22 protein-coding genes and 2 pseudogenes are annotated in these 23,877 nt (G+C 35.9%); 10 read left to right on the forward strand and 14 right to left on the reverse strand.

Annotated features, from left to right (window positions below; all coding sequences use genetic code 11):
* The first annotated feature begins 2 nt into the window (after positions 1-2).
* From M1E96_RS03995 to M1E96_RS04030, 8 genes are all read left to right on the forward strand, one after another.
* Entirely contained in the window at positions 3-1,181 is a 1,179-nt protein-coding gene (locus M1E96_RS03995; RefSeq protein ID WP_272580338.1) for an ion channel, read from the forward strand.
* Between the two features lie 760 nt (positions 1,182-1,941).
* Positions 1,942-2,256, forward strand: a complete 315-nt coding sequence (locus M1E96_RS04000) for a helix-turn-helix transcriptional regulator (RefSeq protein WP_070926615.1) — start codon at positions 1,942-1,944, stop codon at positions 2,254-2,256.
* 799 nt (positions 2,257-3,055) lie between these two features.
* Positions 3,056-3,376 carry a helix-turn-helix domain-containing protein gene (locus tag M1E96_RS04005; RefSeq protein ID WP_272580337.1) on the forward strand — a complete coding sequence of 107 codons (321 nt, stop codon included), beginning with the start codon at positions 3,056-3,058 and terminating at the stop codon, positions 3,374-3,376.
* Positions 3,377-3,659: 283 nt separating this feature from the next.
* Positions 3,660-4,292, forward strand: a complete 633-nt coding sequence (locus M1E96_RS04010; RefSeq protein ID WP_272580336.1) for a common pilus major fimbrillin subunit EcpA — start codon at positions 3,660-3,662, stop codon at positions 4,290-4,292.
* A gap of 161 nt (positions 4,293-4,453) precedes the next feature.
* Positions 4,454-5,134: a hypothetical protein gene (locus M1E96_RS04015; RefSeq protein ID WP_140187635.1), complete on the forward strand. Its 681-nt coding sequence runs from the start codon at positions 4,454-4,456 to the stop codon at positions 5,132-5,134.
* Between the two features lie 18 nt (positions 5,135-5,152).
* Positions 5,153-7,648 (forward strand): CS1-pili formation C-terminal domain-containing protein, encoded by a 2,496-nt coding sequence (locus M1E96_RS04020; protein WP_272580335.1) that lies wholly within the window; start codon positions 5,153-5,155, stop codon positions 7,646-7,648.
* A gap of 13 nt (positions 7,649-7,661) precedes the next feature.
* Entirely contained in the window at positions 7,662-9,269 is a 1,608-nt protein-coding gene (locus M1E96_RS04025; protein ID WP_337979804.1) for a fimbrial protein, read from the forward strand.
* 39 nt (positions 9,270-9,308) lie between these two features.
* Positions 9,309-9,986, forward strand: a complete 678-nt coding sequence (locus M1E96_RS04030) for a fimbrial protein (RefSeq protein ID WP_070926607.1) — start codon at positions 9,309-9,311, stop codon at positions 9,984-9,986.
* A 45-nt stretch (positions 9,987-10,031) separates the two neighbouring features.
* On the opposite strand, the gene ugpQ is transcribed toward M1E96_RS04030, so the two are convergent.
* On the reverse strand, positions 10,032-10,772 hold the full coding sequence (gene ugpQ / locus M1E96_RS04035; RefSeq protein ID WP_319066875.1) for a glycerophosphodiester phosphodiesterase: 741 nt from the start codon (positions 10,770-10,772) through the stop codon (positions 10,032-10,034).
* A gap of 281 nt (positions 10,773-11,053) precedes the next feature.
* Between ugpQ and M1E96_RS04040 the strand changes: the two genes are divergently transcribed.
* A complete protein-coding gene (locus tag M1E96_RS04040; protein WP_272580332.1) occupies positions 11,054-11,608 on the forward strand; it encodes a tyrosine-type DNA invertase in 555 nt (184 codons plus the stop codon).
* A 1,014-nt stretch (positions 11,609-12,622) separates the two neighbouring features.
* Here M1E96_RS04040 and M1E96_RS04045 read toward each other — a convergent pair.
* From M1E96_RS04045 to M1E96_RS04100, 12 genes are all read right to left on the reverse strand, one after another.
* Complete coding sequence (locus tag M1E96_RS04045) at positions 12,623-13,486, reverse strand: hypothetical protein (protein WP_272580331.1); 864 nt, start codon at positions 13,484-13,486, stop codon at positions 12,623-12,625.
* 73 nt (positions 13,487-13,559) lie between these two features.
* On the reverse strand, positions 13,560-14,102 hold the full coding sequence (locus M1E96_RS04050) for a fimbrial protein (RefSeq protein ID WP_272580330.1): 543 nt from the start codon (positions 14,100-14,102) through the stop codon (positions 13,560-13,562).
* A gap of 24 nt (positions 14,103-14,126) precedes the next feature.
* Positions 14,127-14,585 (reverse strand): fimbrial protein, encoded by a 459-nt coding sequence (locus M1E96_RS04055; protein WP_272580329.1) that lies wholly within the window; start codon positions 14,583-14,585, stop codon positions 14,127-14,129.
* A 56-nt stretch (positions 14,586-14,641) separates the two neighbouring features.
* Positions 14,642-15,139, reverse strand: a complete 498-nt coding sequence (locus tag M1E96_RS04060; protein ID WP_272580328.1) for a fimbrial protein — start codon at positions 15,137-15,139, stop codon at positions 14,642-14,644.
* 10 nt (positions 15,140-15,149) lie between these two features.
* Positions 15,150-15,647: a fimbrial protein gene (locus M1E96_RS04065; protein WP_272580327.1), complete on the reverse strand. Its 498-nt coding sequence runs from the start codon at positions 15,645-15,647 to the stop codon at positions 15,150-15,152.
* Between the two features lie 15 nt (positions 15,648-15,662).
* Positions 15,663-16,199, reverse strand: a complete 537-nt coding sequence (locus M1E96_RS04070; RefSeq protein ID WP_272580326.1) for a fimbrial protein — start codon at positions 16,197-16,199, stop codon at positions 15,663-15,665.
* Between the two features lie 9 nt (positions 16,200-16,208).
* Positions 16,209-16,817, reverse strand: coding sequence for a fimbrial protein (locus M1E96_RS04075; protein ID WP_272580325.1), 609 nt, complete (start codon positions 16,815-16,817; stop codon positions 16,209-16,211).
* 47 nt (positions 16,818-16,864) lie between these two features.
* The gene (locus M1E96_RS04080; RefSeq protein WP_272580324.1) at positions 16,865-17,641 is read right to left on the reverse strand and encodes a fimbria/pilus periplasmic chaperone; all 777 of its coding nucleotides are present in this window, start codon (positions 17,639-17,641) and stop codon (positions 16,865-16,867) included.
* A gap of 52 nt (positions 17,642-17,693) precedes the next feature.
* Complete coding sequence (locus tag M1E96_RS04085) at positions 17,694-20,363, reverse strand: outer membrane usher protein (protein WP_272580323.1); 2,670 nt, start codon at positions 20,361-20,363, stop codon at positions 17,694-17,696.
* Positions 20,364-20,457: 94 nt separating this feature from the next.
* On the reverse strand, positions 20,458-20,898 hold the full coding sequence (locus M1E96_RS04090; RefSeq protein ID WP_272580322.1) for a fimbrial protein: 441 nt from the start codon (positions 20,896-20,898) through the stop codon (positions 20,458-20,460).
* Positions 20,899-21,070: 172 nt separating this feature from the next.
* Positions 21,071-21,601, reverse strand: coding sequence for a fimbrial protein (locus M1E96_RS04095; RefSeq protein WP_369427378.1), 531 nt, complete (start codon positions 21,599-21,601; stop codon positions 21,071-21,073).
* 72 nt (positions 21,602-21,673) lie between these two features.
* Positions 21,674-22,015, reverse strand: a complete 342-nt coding sequence (locus M1E96_RS04100) for a helix-turn-helix domain-containing protein (protein ID WP_272580320.1) — start codon at positions 22,013-22,015, stop codon at positions 21,674-21,676.
* 657 nt (positions 22,016-22,672) lie between these two features.
* Here M1E96_RS04100 and M1E96_RS04105 point away from each other — a divergent pair.
* Positions 22,673-22,884: pseudogene (locus tag M1E96_RS04105) on the forward strand (IS6 family transposase); the annotation flags it as partial.
* A 178-nt stretch (positions 22,885-23,062) separates the two neighbouring features.
* Here the strand turns inward: M1E96_RS04105 and M1E96_RS04110 are convergent.
* A pseudogene (locus tag M1E96_RS04110) lies at positions 23,063-23,776 on the reverse strand (tyrosine-type recombinase/integrase).
* Positions 23,777-23,877 lie beyond the last annotated feature (101 nt).

Consider the following 23,877-nt stretch of genomic DNA (forward strand, 5'->3'; position numbering starts at 1 on the left):
AAATGTCAGATAACGTATTTATTGTTTTTCTGAAATCATCCCTATTTATTCGACTTGTCCTTTCAATACTTATCATCGTTGACGGTTATATGATTATTACCCCTGTTTTTGGGGCTTATACCGATTATATTGATTGGCGTGCAAATGGCTTTAGTGAGTGGCTTAAATCTCTTGGATTTATGAAACTACTTGATATTCCAAGATTTCTTCTTGGTATTTCATTGATTTTTTTATCGTTATTTATGCTTAATGGTGCGCGTATCGCATGGGTGTTTTCGTTATTTCTATTGGCAATTATTTCATTTGTGGATTTAAAAATCGCGACAGAAAACATTCATCAAGGCTATTTTTCTTTAGGTTTATTTAGTGCATTAAGTGTGTTTTGGAGACGATATCATCATCATAGTTTAACCAGTGCTGGCTTTGTGGCAGTCACCTGTATCATTGCTTTGTTGCTCTATTCTATTTTTGGCACACTTTATATTGGTAATGAATTTTTACCTGTTGTAAAAGATGGAACAACAGCTTTCTATTTTGCTTTAGTTTGTATGACAACAGTTGGTTTTGGCGATATTGTTCCTGTGTCAACAGATGCTAGAGTGTTTACTGTTACAGTGATCATTCTTGGAATTACTATATTTACAACATCAGTGGTTTATGTTGTTGGATTATTAGCTAAAGGGACAAAGGAAATTGTTCGTAAGAGGTTTTCTTATATGAAGAATCATTATGTTGTTATTGGTAGTACACCAACGGCAGTCAGTGTATATCAAGGGTTAAAAAATCGAGATCTTCCTGTCGCTGTGATTTGTCAAGAGAGCCATCGGACACATTATCCAGAGAAAGATAATATAGTAACGGGTGATCCCACAAGTACAGCACTATTAGCTGAAGCGAATGTTAAGCAAGCGCAATATGTATTAATTATGACGGATAGTGATGCGTTAAGTACGTTCGTATTATTAGGTGTTAAACAATTAGTTAATGCAAATAAAGATGTAAAAACGATCGTTCTCGTTAACCAAGAAAGTAATATGGATAAAATTCGCCTACTAGAACCTGATATGTTGTTTTCACTTTCTTCGCTCGGTGGTGAGGTTTTGATGAGGGTACTTTGTGGTGAAACAATATCGAATGCTAGTATGAGTGATATTCTGTTAAATAAAATGGTGAAAAATTAATAGAATGAAAGCGCTATACCATTATCAAGTAAATTAGTTATCAGCGCCAAAGGAGGCTGCTTTTAAGCAGCTTAATTTTACAGTTCTTCCTAAGAAAATTTTATAGGGAAGGAAATAATGGTACAAGTGAAACGATATTATTACATGTGATGTTTGAGTTCATAACAGTAGGTAAGGGTAATGTTATGTTGTAGTAGTCATCTATTTATTATTTTACACGTGGATATTATTCAGCATTGATTGTATTTAGGGAATAACTTTGCAGTGAATTTATGACTATTGCAATCGTAGCTAATTTAAATATTAATATAGATAATCGATAATGTGAATAAAAATTGTTATCTGTAACATATAAAGCAAGGTGAAATTATTGTTAAATAAAAGCTGAATAAATGTAATGTATAAAGTAATATTTTAACAATTTTAATATAACTAGTTGTAATGTAAGGTATTTTAATGGTGATGAAAGTGATTTGAATATATTGATTAGCGTCTTAAGTAACTAACAGTAAAACTATCAGCTTTATTTCTTTAGTTGTTTCAAATTATTTTGAAATTATAATTTTAAATATTTATGTAAGTATTTTTTGTTTTTTGAGAATGGAAATTTAAAGTTTATAGTTTTCTATAAGATAATAATGCTAATTGTAAGTTAAGTTTTATATTTTTTATACATTGACATAATTTAAATTAACCGCTTAATTTTTTTTTTTGTATAATTAAATTAAGAATAGAACAGCAATCACATAAGGTGGTATCGATGGATAATTTAGATTTGAACAGCATGGTTTCACTATACTTTAAAAATCTTAGAAAAAAGCAACGAATAAAAGGTTATGAGTTAGCCAAAAAATTAGGCCTTAGTCAGCAGCAACTATCTCGCTATGAGACAGGAAAAGTTAACTTCAATATCACGTTAATCAATCAGTTAATGATAGAGTTAGAGGGTAATTGGGCTGATTTTATAAATAAAACTGTTAACGTTAACAATCAATTGAAGCTTGAGCAATCTATAGAAAATGAAGATATTTATTTGAAAATACTCAGTAAAAATTCAAAAAACGCTTGGGCATAACTAACTGTAAACACAAAGAATTAGGTTATTCGGTTGCATATGTTGAGTATCGGTTCACGTGGAAGGCTATTGGTTATATGGTTTCGGATAGTGATTTTTATCTAACGGTAGTGATAGAATGCAATAGCTTTATATGATGCAGTTATGTTAAGAAAGACGAACGCAAATTAGTTTATATCAGTAGTTATCAGCTCATTCATGAGAATTTTAAAGATTAAGGCAATTTATATGATTGTTTAACCTGAATATAGGATATGAATGAGCTGAAATTGATTATCTAAAAATATCCATGATGATTTTTAGCCATGTTGAGATATTTGTTGACTGTTTACACGGCGGCATATCGAGCTGTTTTGAATAGAAAACAGCTTAGTATACATATTACAAACCATTAAGATAAATCTTAAAAAAGACAGCTTCAATGTAAAAAACGCGTATTATGAGTAATTTGAATCGAAAATCATTTTTTGATAGAGTGTTTTTTGATCAAAATAGGCGAGATATGAGTATTTTTTCTGTGTGAATATTTTAAAATGTATCTAAATGTAAATAATCGAACTCTAATTTTGTATTGGTTTTTTGTATTCCATTGTTATATTTAGTATTTTATTTTTAATTCTTAATGAAATGTAAAAAAGCCTTGTTTTAATAGTTTTCTACTTTTTGTTTGTGGATTTTGATTCTCTAAATCAATTATACAAAGATAGTTGTTGGTTTTACTATCTTCCTAACAAATATTTGCGCATAACTTTAACTGTATTTATTAATGCATACTTATTTTTATATAAGGCTGGGATTTATGGATTATCTTGCAGATGAAATAAACAAAAAAATAGGGCTATATATAAGAAAAATAAGGAAAGAAAACAGTCTATCAGGATGTCAGCTAGCGATGATGTTAAATGTCAGTCAACAGCAAGTGTCTCGTTATGAAACAGGGCAAACAAAACTCACTTTTGAAATAGTCGATAATATTTTAACTATTTTGCACAAATCATGGCGAGATTTATTTAATACTGTCATGGATGAGCATGATAATAAAAGAATTAATGAGGCTATCAATAAAGATAGGACATATTATCAAATAGTTAGTAATACCTCGAATAAGTTGTGGAACTAGCTTGATTTTATTAAGATTTAATCTGGTATACTAGGTAATAAAAATTCACATAAAGAAAATAAATTTTGGTTGGTATTACTTATTAATGAAATAGGTAATATCAATCATGAATTATCATTTTAGTATGGATGTTTGTCTTATTTAAAGAACATCGGATTTATTCGATGGTCATGGTTTTTATTTTTTATAATTTTTTTTGATTACATTTAATAAAGGATCCTGATAACAGTATTCTTTGTACTATGTATTTAATTTTGTCACAGATATAAATAGAGAGAATAATATGTTCAATAAAAAATTGCCGTCAGTATTACTGTCCACTATTATTGCCGCATCTTTTGCTACAGTTGCACATGCAGAGACACGTACTGCTCAAGCAACAGCAACATGGCAAGCAACTGCGATCAAAGATACAACTAGCATGCTAGTTGTTACTCCATTAAAAAGCTTAACCTTTAATTATGCAGAAGGACAAAAAAGCTTTAACCAGCAAAATGGTGCGTTTGATATTGCTATTCAAGGGCAAGCCGGTGCAACAGATTTTAAATTAGCATCAAAAATTATTGCCAATACATTAGCAAGAACAACTGATGATTCTAAATTAACAGTTGGTGTTAAATGGAACGGTGCGGATTTAAGTAAAACAACAGATACCGTTTTAATCGATACCTCTAAAAATTTGACATCGGGCTTAGATAATTTAGCGGCTAATGGTGTTTATAATGGCTCAGAGCGTGCAACTGACCGCGGTGAATTTACATTTGTTATCGCTGGTGCAGAAACGGGAGGAGCAGCAACTGATTTTAAATCACTGACTGATGGTACTTGGGATGGTGATGTAAAGGTTCAGTTTACTGCGACTTGGGATGGTGATTTTACTCCGGCTCCAAATCCAGAGTCAGGTTCTGACGCATAGTATCCAATTGATTAAATATTCAAGTACAGCAAACATAGCTCACAAAATATTAATTGTTAGTTAAGTTAATGCTGTAATTTAATGTATGACGTTTAATATCGCGATAAAGATAGTATAAGGAAATAGTATCTTTATCGTCATTATTTTTAAGTTTTATTATGATGAGAAAAATAACTTTAGTCACTATTTTAATGTTATTACCATTTAAAAGTAGTTTTGCCATCAATGTTGGTAATATTACTGAAATTATTGATGCTAATAATAGTACCTTAGCTAAAGAAGTAGAGAATACTGTTGCTACGGCAAGATTGGTTAATTTAAGTATTGAGAAAATAGATTCACCATTAGATAACGGAAAGGTTTTACCAATCAGTGATCCTAATGAAATATTATCAACACCTGCAAATTTAATTTTACCAGGTAATGCAAGAGATATATTTAAGATTATTTATCAAGGGCCTAAAGATGATAAAGAGCGATACTATCGATTAAATTGGAAAGATGATCCGATAGGTGAAAGTGGAGCAACCAAAAGTGCAAAATCAGCATCAGCTACAACATCTGCAACTATTAGCACTATATTGGTTGTCGCACCAAGAATCGAACGGTTCGATTATAAATATGAAAATTCACAAGTTTCTAATTTAGGAAATAGTTCTTTCAGAGTTGTTGCTTCTGGTCCATGTTTGGCTTCAAAGAAAGAAAGTGGCGTAGATGGTATTTGCCGAGAGCGTTATTACCTTATGCCTCATTTAGCAGTGAAATTACAGCTTGTCGATCTCACAAATAAAAAATCTAGCGTAGGTATTTGGCACAAAGGAGAGTTCATTGTTGTCAAATAACTAGAATGGGCTTTAATCATGCGTAAGAGTGTTATTGCGATATCAATATTGAGTATTATTTTTTCAGGCTCTATTCATGCCAATGGAATAAAAAGTTTAAAAATTGGTGGATATATTATTCCTCCTGCATTCGTTATTGCATTAGAGGAAGGGATGACTGTACCTGTATTCCTACGATTAAAGGATGCAGATAAAAATAATCAAAGTGAAGATAAGATAGCAGATGCGGTCATTGTTATCGATCAGGATAAGATAAAGCTATCGAGTATTCATCTTATTGATAATACGCAAGGGCCTAAACTCAATGAGCAATTAGTAGAGAAAATAGATAATCAACAAAATGCTTTTTTTAATGAAAGTAATGGTATCGTGATTAGCCGTGATGCAGTACTACAATTGAATATCTCTTCTTTTAATTTATCTTTGGATGTTGATAAGCAAGCATTTTCGCCTAAAGAACGTATAAGACAATCCTCATTAGGAAACTCTTCTGTTGATTCAGTCTCAGCAGTCGCTAACTATGATCTCGGTATTTTTCAAAGCCAAGTCAAAAATGCTAACAATACGTCTAGTAGCTATTTCAATTTAGATACCTTATTTGCGCTTGCAGAACACCATATGAATATTAATGCTTCTGCTTACAGTATTGGTAAATCGAATTCAAATGTTGAACTCTATCGAGCAATGTATGAGCGTGATTTTGGTGGCTTGCGTTTTGCGCTTGGATTAATGAGCACATGGAATTTACAGTCTATCGCTAGTTTGACTACGTTAAGCAGTAGCAAAATTTATGCGGTCTCAATAGGTAATAATTCCTCAAGTCTTATGGTTAATAAGCAGCAGTCTTTAACACCAATTTATGCATTTTTGAATAGCCCTGGTGAAGTACGAATATATCGACAAGGTAAGTTGTTAAATATTCAAAACTTCCCTATGGGTAACTATGAGGTTGATACTAGCGTATTACCTTATGGTATTTATGATGTCACGATTGAAACTGTTGTTGATGGTAAAGTTGTGACGACACAAAACCAAACTATTAATAAATCATTTGGTGCTATGGGGAGAAATTTTGATAAGACCAATTGGGAAATTTATGGTGGTTATGTTGATTTCGATAAGAAAAGTTATGTGAGAGGTGAAAACTCACACACTCAAACTCCAAATAAGAGCTATTTATTAGGTGCTTCGATAGCAAAAAGTTTTCCGATATTCTCAGGATTGAGTTTAACCATGTCTAACTATGGTTTTGATAAGTTCTTAGTCAATGAAACCAGTATTAATGTTGCTTTAAATGAGCACTTATCAATTTCTTGGCAAGGTATGTTGGAAAACCATGGAAGTCATCGGAATATTGGCACTATTTCTGTAAATTTACCGGATGGTTATGCCTCATTATGGGCGTCGAGGGAGAAGACAGTCATAAAAGGTGATTTGCCACTTTATGATGCAGATAGCTATTCTTATGGTGGTACTTTTAATTTTGATAAAGTGATTGATAGAGCAGGAAGCTTTACTATTAGTAATACCAAAGATCGCCGCGTTGGCAGTGATTCGATTAACTATGAATATGCGAATACATTATTTTCTGGACGTTACGGGACCGTCGGGCTAAGAGCGGGTGTTCAGCGTTACCATTATGATAATCAAAGCAGTACTAATGAAAAATATATTAATCTTGATTTTTCTTTGCCGTTATCCACTTGGTTAAGCACTGGTGTTTCTTCTACGAACGGTAACGTAAAGGCCAATATTTATGCGAATAAAAACTTTGATGATTCTGCAATCACGAATGCAGGGGTATCTGTTTCTAAATTAGTCCGAGATAAAAACAACGGTGAGTCAGACTTCTCAACATTAGCTTATGCTTCTTACGATATGAAATATAACTCAGGTACGATCACATTAAATCGACCGGATAATGATAGGTTTAATGGTAATTATACTTCTCGTGGCTCTATTGCTTATAGTAATGGCATGGTGACACCAAGTGGACAGCAAGGAAAATCAGGGGTGATTATTAACTCTGACATTAACGGTGCTGGAAGTATGGTGGCGAAGGTCAACGGTCAAAATTATCCTATTAGTGGAAAAAATACATTTATCCCTCTATCGCCTTATTCTGACTACGACATTCAATTAATGAATGATGGTAAGTCGAAAGATAGCTTCGATATTGTGTCTGGAAGGAACAAATCTGTCACTTTATATCCGGGGAATATTGCTTTTTATCAGCCGGAAGTTAGGCAATTAATCACTGTTTTCGGTCGCCTTAAATCACCAGATGGTGAATTTATTAAATATGCTTCAATACGTAATCATATTGGAAGAACCAAGACGGATGAAAATGGTGAGTTTTCGATGGATGTTGATGTTCGCTACCCAGTTATTTCGCTATTGCAAGAAGATGAAAAAACAATTTGTGAGGCCGATTTAAACCTACAAGGCGCTAGAGGTGCTTTGTGGGTAGGCGATGTCACCTGTGAGCCTCAATCTTCAATTGCGAAAAGATAAAGAGAATTTGCTAATGAATAAACATAGACTTTTTATATTTCTCGTTTGTACCATTGTTAATGGTTTTACGGGAGGAAATGTACAAGCTGCAAATGTTACCAATAGTTATGTATTTATTGAAAATAACGTCGATGATGAATATTTTATTACTCCGAGATCTACCGATCCTCGTTTTTCGGGATCAAATAAATACACGCGTTACTCAGGGACATCTCAGCTAAGTCTTGGCTATATGGGGTATACGAATACAGGCATTCGGGCTAATCAAAATGTTGATATTTGGTTAGAAAATTCACCAATAGATCGGCCGTTTACAGGTAATCGATGTATGCGAAACACTTGCCGTGATAGTACAGGATATTGGCCTGCTCAATATATGGGGAAAGATGGTGCTTATAAAATTGTACAGAGTGATGTGCGTGGAGAATCCAATTATGCTAGGGGGATCTTCAGTGATTCAGCATATCAATATTTCTTACAATTACCTGTGAGTACGAACGAGACATATAGCTATCGAGCTTGCATGACACAAACAGATTATGACCCAAGTAAAGGTGAATCTTGTAGAAGCGTTGGCGGTAATATCATTGCTTCCCATGAATTTAATATAACTAAGTCTGGTCATATCAAACTAACCTCTACTGGTGCATTACAAGAAATTTTTATTGATAGTAATGGGAATCCTAATCTAGGGTTAGGCTCTGAGTTTTGCCGTATTGGTATTATTTCAAATCAAAGTGGTATTATTTGCCAGGTTATTGATCAAGAAACTAAAGGTGATATTTTTGCCAACATTAGGTTGAGCCTGAAAATTAATAATACATTAATTCCTTTTACTCCTGCGGGAAACACGATATTAATTGGCCCTGATGACGGAAGTAATCGTTGGTATAACTATAACTCAACAAATCAAGCTAATTATTACTTTAAACCGACAAATCAACATGTATCTATATTTTTATCAAACACTTTCTTTAAAGAATTAGTTAGCCGTAATGTTGACTTTACTAATAGCCAAGATTTTTTCACATTTTCGTTTACTAACACGGCAGTACCACAATCAGGATACTATGAATTTACGCCATCAAATAAAATGATCATAAAACCGAGAGATTATGGGATTAGTATCATTCCTGCCGATTTTAACCCTGTTCAATCTAAAACAGGAAAAGTGGGGAGTGAAGAGCCGCCGATTGAATTCAATTATATCGTTACTACCAGTGGTTTTCGCCAAGCAGATTCAATTACAGCTAAAGTTGATGGTCCTTCTGTTGCTTTAAAGGGACAAACATATTGTCTTTTCTCATCGGATGATGAGAAGTTTAAAGTTCCATTTTCTGCTTATCTTTCATTTACAAATGAAAATGGCGGTAAATCGACATATCGAGCAAGTTGTGATAGCAATGAAATATCACTTAAAAATGCTTTATGGTCTGAAACACCATGGGATCAACCAAATCAAGATCTCGGATCTTTTTATCGCACTAATCTGGATTTATCATTCCCTATGAATGATTCCAGTTCATTGTTTACATTGGATGGTATTGACTGGCTAGGTACGGTATCGGCAAGTGGTACGGTGACAGTAAAAGCAATCTGGACTGGACCTGATGTTCATTAAAGTTCAACAACCTCTAACAATGTAGGCATAAGTGATAAAATGGTTAAAGTTAAACTAAGCTCTTATATATTATTCATAATGTCATGTTTATTTTATAACTGTGCTTATGCCTTATATATCGATACCGATATATCTTCTATGGAAGCGGATAAAGAGTTTTTTTCAAAGCCATACATTAATGATACGAAAACAACGAATCTGTATAGTTTTAGTGCGTATAAGATTGATCGACCGGGAGGTCATGAAGTTGGCGAAGAGATCCGCAATGGTGAGATTATTTTCACTCCACTAAAAAAAATCTTATTACCAAAAGAGCAAGAATTTTTTAAGATTTTTTATCGTGGAAAGGTTGACGAACAGGAGAGATATTACAAAGTGATTATTAGTGAAACACCATTTGAAGCGCAAAATAGTGTTGCTCAAAAGAAATCTCCTTTGTTTTATCCCACTATCAGTTTAGAAACCTACTTTGTTGTTAGACCCAAGCAACCTAATTTCAAATATGAAAGTGATCCTGTTGAAGGAGTATTAAAAAATACCGGAAATACTTATTTTAGAGTGATCTTGCATGACAGTTGCCAAGTCAGTGAAGATGAAACACCTGATGTATTTTATTTGTTACCTCAGCAGGAATATCGAGATGCACGTTTAAAAAAGAAAAGCCGTAAATATATTGTGATTTTTGACAAATATCATTCGATTGGGAACTGTGAATAGTATGGGCTTTGCAAGTTAGTCAATAACTTGCAAAGTGAAGCAATATCATGCAGCAAAATCAGGACCAATAACATCGATCGCATCGGTACAAATTGCATCAACCCCCCATTTTAATAACTCCGCAGCACGGGGTGGTTTATTGACGGTATAGACTAAAATATGTAACCCTGCATTTTTTAATTGTTTAATCCGCTTTTCATCTAATAGTTTATGATTTAGATGGATAGATACACAATCCAGTCGTGTTGTTAGCTCATGCCAATCATCGCGCCAATCATCTAATAGCAATCCTCTCGGCAATTCTGGTACAGCCCGTTGAGCAGCCTCTAGTGCTTCAATTGAGAAAGAGGAGAGCAATGGAGCTGTTTGGCCTTGCCACAATTGAAGCGCTGCAAGCGCGATAATTTTTCCTGTTTCAGCTTCTAGACCTGTTGTTGGTTTAATTTCGATATTCGCCATCATAGCGTGTTGTTGGCAACGAGCTGCGACTTCAGAAAGTAAAGGTAATGGCTCACCTGCAAATTTTTTACTATACCAACTACCTGCATCAACTTTTAATAATTGTAGCCAATTTAATTCACCTGCAACGCCGTAAGCATTGCTAGTACGATCAAGTGTGTCGTCGTGCAAGAGAAAAATCTGACCATCAAGAGAAAGTTTTGCATCAAATTCAATCATGGTATGACCAAAACTAGCCCCAACATCGATTGCGGCTAATGTATTTTCTGGAGCAAGTTTCCCTCCGCCTCGGTGAGCAACAATTTTAGGATAAGGCCATGATTTCATAGATTTTGTCCGTTTTTCATTAGAAAGGGGAATAGGGTTTTGATTAAAACATAATATTAATTCACTTGTAATGAATATTTTAATACTTCGATGATTACCTGCTCGTCAAAGGATAACAAAACGTTATCGCATTTTCTGTTTTATTAAAGCAAGGGAGGTTTTAGATATAAGGAGTATCTAAAAGGCTAATAAAAGTCTAATCTGGTGCTTTTACAATGATAGGTATCGGAAATAAATACTTTATTGCCTTAGGTAGAGGTGAGCACTTTTAAGGGATAAAAATGAAAAAAAGAAGTTTTATGACGCAAACAGAAGTAGATGCATTACTGGCCGCTACAAAGAGTGGGAGATATCCTGAAAGGGATTATTGTTTGTTTTTAATGGGCTTTTTACATGGTTTTAGGGTAAGTGAATTACGCCAATTGTCCCTTGATGATATCGATATGAAGCAAAAAGTTATTTATGTTAAACGTTTAAAATCTGGGCTTTCAACTGTACAGCCTCTAATTCCTGAAGAATATGATGCTTTGGTTATGTGGCTATCCAAACGTAAAAAAATTGCCTCAGATGATAATAAATGGGTTTTTTTATCTCAAAAAAATCAACCTTTATCACGTAGCCAAATTTTTCGTTTAATTGAAAAATATGGGCAAGACGCTAAGTTATCAATTAAAGTGCACCCACATATGTTACGTCATGCTTGCGGTTATGCTTTGGCTGATTTAGGTCGTGATACCCGCTTAATCCAAGATTATTTAGGGCACAGAAATATTGCACATACTGTTATTTATACTGCAAGTAACGAAAAACGATTTAATGGTATATGGGACTATTAAATTGAATGAGGTAGGTCGCGCCATTATGGCGCGATTTGAGCTTTAAGGGCTAAGCATGCTTGTTGGAGGCCATTGTCGCAAGCTAACTGAAAGTAATAACGTACGGCGTGATGTGAAGTTTGCGTAACGTGGTCTTTTTGGATTAACCAACCTAAATTGTATTGGGCATAAGCTTGCCGTAATTGCTCGTTTTTTTAGAGCATCAGTTGTCAAGATGGGCTGAGTTGAACTAGCTGGTGGCGGTGTACTGTTTTTTTCGCTAATAATTGTAGATTATTGTTAAGACGTTGAACATCTGCTTGTTGCTGCTGAAGTTGTTGACGATATTATTGTTCACGACGCCGGCTAGCTTGCAATTATTGCTGCAATATTTTCAATTTGATTTAGGTAACTGGATCTCTGTTTGTCAGAAGGTTTCAGGAGTATTATCTGATAGCTGATCTTTACGTGCTTCATATTCTTGGAAGAATTGAAGTAACCTCGGTAAGCTATTATTTTTTCTTCACTATATGCTGTGGAAATAAAGAAAAAAGTATAGGAAAAACGACTGTAAATTTCAAATTAATTGAGTGCCACACAGGATATGAAGCAGCCATAATAGCTTTTAATAACTAAAAAGCTATTATTAAAAATAGAATTAAATATAAGAGTAAATGATGGTGAATTTATTCTTATATTTATTCTTGTTACATAAATGATGTGGTTAATCGAGCTAACATAAAAACTAAAATTATGCAAATGAATAACCCAGAGAAGCGTTATTTTCTTTATTCGTATTTTATCAATCGGTAGTTGAATAAAAATTACAAATTTGCAGATATGACTTAGCTATGAAAGGGAATTTTAGTTTTGTATCCCCCATATTATGTCTGCCTCTTCTGAAACTTTAAAACTCCTAGACGTCGAGTGCGCTGCTGTGAGTATCAATTACTTAGCGGGATATTCCTAGCTCCTTGAACGTGATATCAGTAGTTGGCCTTTGGTGTTAATACCTCACTGCTTGTGATGGGGTGCTCATTTGGCTTCTAAAACTAAGACTCCGGATGCTGAAGATTCTCCTGAAGTTAGCGCTACACCAACTAAACTAGCTGTGACATTAAGGTTTGTTGTTTCTAGAGCATTTAATTCAATACCTGAACTATTCGCACTAATATCAGTACCATTAATAGCTATTTTAGCTGCTACACTATTCCCAAAACTTAAATTCCCATTTTGATCTACCCGAGAAGAGGTTAATTTCAAGGTATAGTCTCTTGCATCCCCATTGCTACAATTTATAGTTAAGTTTCTATTTTGTTTAGCACCATTTACATCTAATGCATTTGCTAAAAATGTAAAGTTTAATAATTGGTCGTTTAGTGTACATGTGTTTTTTTTATTTGGGGGATTCACAATTTCAATATCCCCACGCCGACTACTTCTTACTATATGTGCAGAAGCCCTGTTCATTGAATCATAACAGGCGTAAATAAAATCTATATTAATAGTGTCCATCAATTCTAAAGCCACAGAATCACCTGATATATATGGAATACTTATTTTATTATTCATTATATTTGTTATTGTATTTATTGCTGATGTGTAGCTACCCAATCGGCCATTACATTCATTAGTTGAAAGTCTTTCGTAATACACTGTTATATTCCCTCTATTTGGAATATAACCAGAAGCTTCTAACCCAATTCTGACACTCTTTGGATCACCACTTCCCGGAGCTTTGTATCCTACTTCTGTCATCTGCCCTGTACCACCATTACTGACTACTGCATTCATGTAAGGTCTAGGACCAAAGTCTACAGATGAATCAGCTGACGTATTAAAACTGATGATTAATAGAAATAATATATATAAGCTTGTCTGCATTCTATATTTTGACATATATAACTCCTGTTATATTTATGTAGTATTGTTATTTTGAATAGTTAACAAAAAATTAGCCATTTCTTTAGAGTTATTCATATTCAAGAATAAAAGTGGTAGTAGCCTCGAAAGTTCCGCGTGCAATGGATTTATCGCGAAGGGCGTTAGGTTCGCCTTGAACATAAGCTTTCAAATTGATGTTATTGGTGTCACTGACTTTGAGTTGTTGAGTATAGTCCTTTGATCTATTTAACGAGATAGGTTCGCCACTTTGAGTTTCAAAACCAATAGCGATCCCATTTGCTTGGCTCCCTGCATTAAGTGCTAATAATCCGGGTAATGCTGTACTTTCAGTTCCCATAAAGGTTACTTGAACTTCTTTACCCAACACTAAATCACAATTAATTAACCTAATTGTAAATGGCTGGCTGTGTGTTCGTGTATTCAAATACAAATATTTGTCTACAATAGTACCAAAATCCAATTCGATATTTTCATCGCCAGGATATACTTCACAAGCGTCCTCAACCAATGTTCCATCAAATTGTACGGTTTCCGACTGCGCACAAAGCGGTACTCCAACTAGACTTAGTGACAAGACTAAAGACCATAATTGACGTAATGGTATTTGCATTTTTCTTATTTCCCTTTTATCGTTTCATTGAAAATCGATGGTCAATGTCCCGGTCGCAGAAAAATTATCACCAACCAGCTCCGTTCCTGCGCGCTTAATCGGAACCGCCGATAATTTTGGTGGCTTTGAACTGTTAATTGCAAACGCTTTGTTCAGTTCTAACGGTATCCCGTCCTTTTGAATTTGAATACCTAATTTTCCGTTATTCATAGGGCTAATTGTGCGTAATGTTGCATTATCAAATCCCGAACCAGCAAGTATTCCACTGAACGTCAATGTCACATTCCACGGTTGAGTTAAGTCACCTTGGCAATTCAATTGATACGGTATGTCTTGTTTAAATAGATTCCCATCCACTTTACGGACCCCTACCTTTCCAAAAGAAACGCGTACGGGATTAGTTTGCCCTAATTCACAGGCAGGAGGGAGTACGAGCGTACCATCAAAAAACCAATTAGCTTCTACTGCTGAGGACATCATCATGAAGAGCCCGCCTACACTACATAAATAACGTTGACTTGTGCTTATCAGTGACTTTTTCATTGATAGTCCACCTTTAATGTCGCCAATGCAGTAAAACTACCGCCATCTGTATCATTAAAGCCCTCGCTCATATTTTTAATCGGTGCGGCTTTTAAAGAAGGCAAAGAGGTGTAATTAATATTCACTGGTTTATTAATCGCTTGTCGAACATTATTGACATAAAAAGCAATGCCTAGTTTATCGTTGCTTGTTTTTAATTCTTCACCGCTATTAAACGATGTCGCATCACCTTTTAATGTCAATGTTAGATTATTTTTTGCTAATCCTGTGCACGATAGACTCAATGGCAATGTTTGTAAGTAGTTATCACCGTCAATGCGCGTTAATAAAATATCACCAAAATGAATCGCTGCTTGAGCATTGTTATTTAGAATGCATTCAGGTGGCGTCACAATTAAATTACCGTAAAGGTTTGCCTCTAACCCTAATGCAAATGGAGAGCTTATTACACAAAAAAAGCAGAGTGCCACTTGTTGTCGGTAAATAAATTTCATCTTATTCTCCTTAACGGTAATCCACCACAAAAGTTAATGTCCCATTAAAATTTCCGCCGTCAGTTAATACTGTTCCCGAGGGTTTTACTGGCACCGCATAAAGCGCGGGCTGATTGCTACCATAAGTGAAATTCACAACATCACCATTACTTAATCGAGTCGAATCCTGATAAACCGCTATCCCGAGATTCGTTCGACCAGTACGAATGACATTTTGCCCATTTAGCGTAATCGGGTTCCAACTGACCGTCATTTTTAATGCATTGCTATAGACATGTGTACAATTTAAGGTGTAATCAATACGTGTGCGTTTATAACTGCTATTGTCAATCAGTGTTTCATGGATATCGCCAAAATTCACATTTGCCACTGTACCACTATTCACGGTACATTCTGGCGGCGTGACAACCAATGTTCCTGTAAAATAGACATCCAATGCTCGTGATAATATCGGACTTAATAAACAAAGCAGGCCGATAAAACACCGAACAAAGAGAGTATTATTCATGAGATAGTCCCACATTTATTGATAATTTAACGTCACAGTCATTGTGCCAGTGAAAGATCCCGCATCACTAAGCATTACACCACTAGGTTTTATCGGTACCGCATACAAGTTCGGAGAATTGCCATAGGTAAAGTTAATTGATGCGCCGTTACTTAAGCGAGTCGAATCCCGATAAATGGCAATACCCAAATTTGTTCGGTTTGTACTGATAGCAGAAACGCCATTAAAGGTTACCGGATCCCATGACAACGACATATTCAACGCATTTTTTTCTAATGCACTGCAAGATAACCCGGTATCAATAGGAGTTCGCTTATAACTCACTCCATCAATTAATCCTTGTTGTACCTCTTCAAAACGTACAATTTGTATTGAACTACCACCACCAAACGTACACTGTGGAGGCATCGTAATGGTCAACGTTAAATTCAGATTTGCAGTATCGGCACGTACGACATGAAATAGACTTTCAAATAACAGCGAGCTAAAAAAAAGAAAGCTGAGCGTAATAAAGCCTTTAATCCCTATGGTCAAATGCTGTATCAATAACATCGTTAACTCCTAATCATAACTGACCTGAAAGCGAATAATTGCTTGATAAGCTCCCGAACTTAATCCTGCTGTAGTACGGATCGGGGTAATATAATAAGTCAATTGATTCTGCCCTGGAGAAACGAGCTCAGGAGTACTGTATTGCCCTATTGCAATAGGATGATAAGAAGCATTACTCAATTGTAATGCGATTCCTTGCGCCCCCGTAACGGCAGCTAATTGTGGGCTTTGATTGTCCGCCTCTGCCAAAAAACGAATTTTCATTGCAGGCATATCAGGACTCCACAATAAGTTTCCGAGTTTATTACGATTACGACTTTCACCACTTAAACAATCTTCTAAACGCAGTTGTACCGCGACAGGGGTACCTGTTTGACCAACTTTCTGTAATTGCCCTGTGCCTAATATCCCCAGTTCAACTGTTTGATATGCTGACGACATCGCTAATCGACAAGCACTTTCCGTTAAAGCTCCGTGTACATATAATGTGCCATTAGCACCATCGACATCCCAGTTATCCACTTTATCGAGTTCAGCACTGAGTGCTGTGCTACTGAGTAAGGACAATCCTAAACCGCACGCCATCATACAATGAGGTATCTTATTGGCTTCTTTCATGAGGCTCTCCTGCGTTGAAATCTGCTTTAACGTCATCTTGTTCTAAGCTACTGTTTATCTGATACCACATGACAGCGATTATCTTGACAAGTAAACATCAACGTTGGTCGCCCACCATAATCATTGATATAAGTGAGTACAGGCTTACTTCCTAAGGCTTTTGTACTCCCCCCCATAAGCAAACTGCTTTTAGGTGCAACCATCAACGGTTCAAACCCCGCGACTGTTTTTCCATCTTTCACTGAAGCAGCATCAACAAGCGTTACAAAATACGGCGTTGGATTCTCCACACTGTATTGGTCACCTTGACGAGTGAGGGTGATTTTTTCTTGCCATGGATTATCCATTTGTTGGCGAGTTGGAATGATCGCCTTTGGGCGATAAAACAACTTAATTCGTGTTTGTAATGCCAGCTGAAGTGTGTTCGGTTTATCACTTTTAGGTGGGATTTCACGTAGATTGAAATAATAAACGGATTCCCTGTCTTGCGGCAGCGACGCGACACTCGGTAGTGCTTGAATTTTTACTTGGCTTTTAGCACCAGGCTCAACACGCTGAACGGGAGGTAATACCGTAAAAGGTTCCGTGATTTTTTCACCTTGGGCATTTTCAATCCAGCCTTGCGCTAAATAAGGTAATTGTTTATTTTCATTACTGATATTTAAGCTAATAGATTTATCTTCACCCGTCATAATTGCACGTGTGCGATCTAAAGCGACTGCAGCTTGTGCGGAAGACAGTGTTGCGGATATCAACGCTGCCCCAACCCAAAAAATGGCAATTGGGTGATGAATTTTTTTATTGGTTTTATTACTCTGTAACATATTTTTTACCTTAGTATGAAGTAGGGATAATCTTCTTCAATCATGTTATTTTTTATTTTCTTAACCAGCTCGGTGAGCTGGCCAAACCCGACTTATCTGATACCTCAGAAATTAATGAATGAGGCGTAGATAATGACGGTAAACTCGCTGTATTCGATTCAACAACTATCTGTGTCTGCTCTATGGGTAAGATGCCAGTCGCATCGCACGGTAATAACCAATTCGTCAACAACGTGTCACTCTTCGGTAATATTTTAGGTAAGGTGATTTCACATTGTGCTTTGTCATCCCAATGAACTTGTAATTTATCGTTAGGGTTGAGCCCAGTTAAATACGTACTCCCATCATCCCCCACCATTCCCACTTGTTGGCCTTTTATATTGAAAACTTGTGCTCCAAATGGGGGAAAACTATTATCAGATAAACGCAATAAGGCCATTGCACTGTGTCCAGCGACAACATCAAACTGGCGGTAACCAATAGCACCTTCTGTTAAGGTACCTTGCTTAATCGATTGTGATACCTGAGCATCTTCAGGTAATGTATTTAAATCGACACTGACCTGATTACGGTAATAACTGTTCACATCTGTTAATACAGCCTGACCAAAATAGTTTGTTCGAATAGTTGAGCCATAACCTCGTAATGGGATATTCGGAACACCATCCGTATCAACAAAAATTCGAGTCCCACCAAGCTGATTACCACGATGCATCACCACACCTTGCTTAATCGCCGTAAAACCACCTTGAAGTGATAAGCCAGCAGAACGATATCTATCTTGCTGATAAGTGGCATTTGCATTTATTTGAGCCAAATCAGCTTGATGTGTGTAATAACCACTCACTAACCCACCAGAACGAGACCATCCGGTACTTAATTGGTAATTAGTACGTTCATCTAATCGATCGTAATAACTGACTCGTTGAGAATTATCACGCTCATCCCAACTGCTGTTCATGCTAAGCGAGCCACTCTCCCCCCAAGGTAATGAAAGGGAAAGGTAGGCGCCATCATCATTAGTCTGCTGATAACGATTTCGATAAGCCGTCAGGTTAACACTTAAATTTTTCCATTTCCCGATATCAAAATAACGTGCTAAAGACAGACTATAACGGTCATTATCAGGCTGATCCCAGTAGGTTTGATGGTAATAGTTTATATAGGCACTGAGCCCCAACTCCGGAAATTGTTGGTTATAGGAAACCGTATACATTTCCTTATTGCTATACTGGCGGACACCCGTAGACTGGGCATTTAAGTACTCAGACATACTCATAAAACCTTGCTCAGCAAAACGATATCCTGCAAATGTCACTTGGCTATTGTAGGCATCAAATCGTTTTGAATAGCTCAAGCGATATGAATTACCGTGATACGTTTTATCGCCGACTTCAGTTAACCCTTTTAACCGTGAACGCGCATGGGTGATATCAAAAGACAGCGCGCCAAACATCATCAGATCTCGACCGATACCAACCGCAGCGGAAGCATAATTCTCCGCTGCAACGCCGCCACCATATAATGACCAACCGTTATTTACTCCCCACGAAAACTCGCCGCTGGCAAATGTTTCACCGCTCACGTGGTGGCGCCAATCAGTTGGACGTCCAGCGGCAAGCTTATAACGCAATTGGCCTGGGCGAGTGAGATAAGGAACACTGGCTGTATTCACCGTAAACGTTTGAATTGAGCCATCTTGTTCTTTAACTTCAACATTAATCTCACCGGATAGTGCATCATTTAAGTCTTGAATACGAAAAGGGCCAGCGGCAACTTGTGTTTGATAAATAATACGGCCTTGCTGGCTCACAATAACGGTAGCATTACTTTTAGCTACACCTGTTATTTCGGGGGCATATCCCCGTAAATTAGGTGGTAACATATTGATGTCGGTGATCAGGCTGAGTCCCGTAAATCGAAAACTGTCAAAAATATCTGAGGCTAAATAATCTTCACCTAAAGTGAGTTTTGCCCCGAGAGATTTAATTGCACGGTAGACATAGTATCGAGACCAATCTAATGAACTAGAAGTATCTTGTCCTTGCTGTTTGTCTAAACGCATTTGCCAATCAGCACGCATACGCCATACACCTAAGTTAACACCCGCAACACCATTACCGCTGGCACTGACATTTGTTCGTTGTCCACCTCGAGTTTGCTGACCAACCTGTGCATTGAGGTTATAATCAAAAAGAGCGCCAGGTAATCCATCTTCCCAACGAGCAGGTGGATCCCAGTTTTCGGCTGTATATTCCAAATACGCTTGTGGTAAACTGATATATAAAGCGGAAACAGCTAAATCCCCTTTAACTTCAGTGCCCGGTAAGCTTTCTAGTGATAAACACTGCCCATCATGCCACCATTTTAGGGTTGGCAATAAATCAGGTTTAAGTGCAAGTTGCTCAACTAATGTAGGGCTTAAACAGGCCTCGCTCTCATCTGTCTGACCATCGGGTACATAATAAAATACGGTTTGTTCAGGTAGTTGATGCTTATTTATAAAAATAGAAAAACGATATTCCCCTGGCATTAAAAAGCCTGGACGTGAAAACTGAGCTAAATTAATATTTGCGCGATCATTGACATCTAAAATATCAGTATTAAATTCAATCTGCTCAGCGTAGCTATTACAACTTAGGGATAAAGCAATAAGTAGTCCCATCAACCGAGGACGGCTTACCCGTAACAACGGCATATGAATAAAACCTAGGGCCATCATCTCGACCTTCTTATTTCTTTTTTATTAATAAAACCATTTAGCTTTTTGATTCAAAATCAATACTTGGTTTTGACATATAAAATTAATAATTGGATTATTCATAATCCAATTTAAAGCTTAATTGGCTGTAGTACTGCCCTGATACTAATGGAGTATGATTAGCTACCAACCTTAATTCGTAAGCTAAATCACGGGAACCTTGCGTCAAAGTTTGAGCAGATAGAGCTTGTCCTGGAACAATAATTTCTCCGCCATCATTACGTTGAATTTGTAGTCCAACACCTTTGGCTTGTCCATTCACACTAAATAATCCGTGTTGATGTGCACCATCAAAGGTGACTCGAAAGTATTGCCAATTAGGTTGATTCGGGTTTTGACGTTCAAGAACACAATTAACTAACTTAATAACAAACGGATGTACTGGGCCTTGACCATCTCGACGGATATCACTCAGAGAGAGGCTTCCCATATTAATAGTTTGATCACGGCTACCAACATCAATAGCACAGGCTGTTTCAATGATACTGCCACTCATCTTTACCAAACCTAGTGCATTGGCAGGGGAAATATTTATGAGAGAATACATACTAAGACTCAACGAAAGCAGCCTACTGATCATTAAATATTTCATAGCTTCCTCTCCTACGCTGGTTTCCATTTGAAATAAGCCAGCAAAATATCCTTTTTTGCTAGCTACTAAATATTGATTATTCGTATGACAGCGTAAAGTCAGCTATAGAGCTAAATTCACCGGCAGTAATAGTTTTAATATCACCACCATTACCCATTAAATACGCCGAGAAACGCAGGGTATTATTTCCATCTTGAATATCTTGGAATGGTGTTGGTGTACCTAACGTAATGATATTTCCACCCCCATTTGTAATTTGTATACCTGCTCCTGCACCAGTACCAACGATACCTAAAGTTTTATTTGTATTATCAAATGAAGCCGCTGCACCGCTAAATGTTAATTGAACGCCTTTTTCTAATGCTGCTATATCGCAATTTTCTAAAGCGATATCAAAAGTTTTTGGGCTAGACTTACCGCCAGAAACTAACGCTATATTTGATATTTGCCCAAGTTCAACAGTTTGATCAATTGAATCTGGTGAAATAGAACATGGTGCATCAATAATGGAGCCTTTAAAATTCACTTTTCCATGGCCCATATCCGCAGCAAATACAGAAGAGCTCATAACACCAGAAACTAATGCTAATAAAAAAATTTTTTTCATATATTCCTCTATGAATTATAAGTAAATAACTTGATTTATTTCTATTACTACAAAACATTTATTCTATTATGATTAATAAAAATGAACGGTATTAGAAGCCATTATTAACTTTTTCAACATTGACTCATCATCACAATTTGATTTTTCCATTTCAAGTAAAGCATTTTTAATTACTTTTTCATATGGGACATTCAATGCTATTGATAAATTAAATAACGTATCTACTGAAATCTTATTAATACCTCGTTCATATCGAGACATCTGTTGCTGCGAAATATTTAATTTCTTGGCTAGTTCGGTGCCAGTTATTCCAGACTCTTTTCTGATTTTTTTAATAACAGCTCCACAGTAAATTGAAAATTGATTGTCCTGGTTATCGCACTGACTATTAGTTTTATTTTTTTCAAAATTCATATTAGTAATCTTTCCAATGGATGAAAATAATTACCAATTTAAAATTAGTAATTAAATGAAAATATATAACATATCAGGTTTAACTCGGTACAATTATAAAGTGTAAGGATTAAAAATCAAACGCCCTCTATCGGACTTTTCCGTAATTACTGTCATGTTACAACTCTTAATACTTTTTTAAATTTAGCTGAATATCAAGTGGTTAAATTAGGAAAATTAATTTTTTAAAATTTTAATTAGTCAAAACTTGATAACGTAAATGTAGATTTATAATTCATAAGAAAATAAAAAAACAATAGTTTAATCTGAAATTAACACATATTAATAATTTGCATTATCTTGTAACATATGTGTGGGTAAAAGCAAAAAAATACACCTATTTTAGGTTCTTTAACCATTCCCTATTTATTCGCAAATACCCTTTTAGGCCTTTCTGTGACTGCTTTTATAATGAAAAATTAATTTTATAAAAATACCATGAAATATCATAATGAATTGATTTGTATATGTTTATTTATTAAACTCATCTGGCGTTTGAAAATAAGCTTGCCGTAGGTGTAAGCATCGCGGCAATGCCGCTCTATTTCTAGGGGCTTGCTACAAAAATTATCTAAATAAGAAACACTCACGCTGTTGATTAGCTCTTTAGAAAAACTCATACTACCAAATGAGTTCAAATGTAAGCATTTCGCACTACGATTACCCTTTGATGTTTATGTTGGTACAGCTCAACACTATTAAGCTATGCCAATATTAGTGATATGCTAGGTGAACGTGAGATTTCATTTCATCGTTCGATGATTTATAGCTGGTTTATCGAACATGCGCCTGTATTACGAAAAAAACTTAAAAAATCACAATTTACTCAGTTGTGGGTGTTCAGGTGGCTGTATACTTGTCGAAGTAGGTTAAATGATAGCTTGATATCAGTATTCAAAATAAAAAATAAAATCTATGTAATAACCACCTTTATGAATATTCGCAAAGATGGCATAAAGAAATTATTCAGTTTGATTTATGCTCTGACTCATCAATATAATCCGCATATCACTGCATCATTTTTTTTCTTCTTTCCAAATATTGCACATGGTTATAGATGCCTTGAATAGTGTTTTTATCCTTATGTGCCAGTTGAGTTTTAATCCATGCATTATTAAATCCTTGCTCATATAAGATTGTATTCATGGTGTGGCGAAAGTCATGCCTTGTCTTTTAACCATCATACCCAATTCGCTTTAAAATCATGCTCATATTGGCTTCATTCATTGGTTGATTAACGTTACAGCGCTCCCGGAAAAATCGGTTGATATTGATCCGTAAAAACATGTACTTCTTTTAATATCTCAGGCACTTGTTAAGAAAGAGGCGCAGAGTGTAGCCTGCGCATCTTTATTCTTCCTTCGGGAGTGCATTATTAAAATCAAACGCGCTCCAACTAGCGGCTCTAATCTCAATCGTTCTCACTCCTGTTAGTAACAGTGTTTATCGGCTAAACGGGTAATAGGGATGTTTGTATTTTCGGAAAGCTTTTGTTAGCTCTCAGGAAGTGCTTATTTCTAAAGGAGAGGTCTCAGCAAGAGAAATATCAGGTTATACACCAAGCGATAATTTTTTCTCTTTACCTGCGAAGCGATATTTTATTTGCCAGAAACGAGCGCTATTAGGTTTAACGAGAAGGTAAAACCCACGCGCATTAGAGAGTTTATACTCTTTGTCTTTAGGTTTGGTAGTCTGTATCTGGCAGGCGCTGAATGTCTTAATAAGGGATATAAATTATATTAAACACGGTGAGTCCGTGAAAAAGCTGCCAACAGACATTTAATTTAGGTTGAGTTCGGTGAAGTTAGATGATTGATAATGCA

This window comes from Providencia sp. PROV236 (assembly GCF_033676985.1).
Classification (GTDB): domain Bacteria; phylum Pseudomonadota; class Gammaproteobacteria; order Enterobacterales; family Enterobacteriaceae; genus Providencia; species Providencia manganoxydans.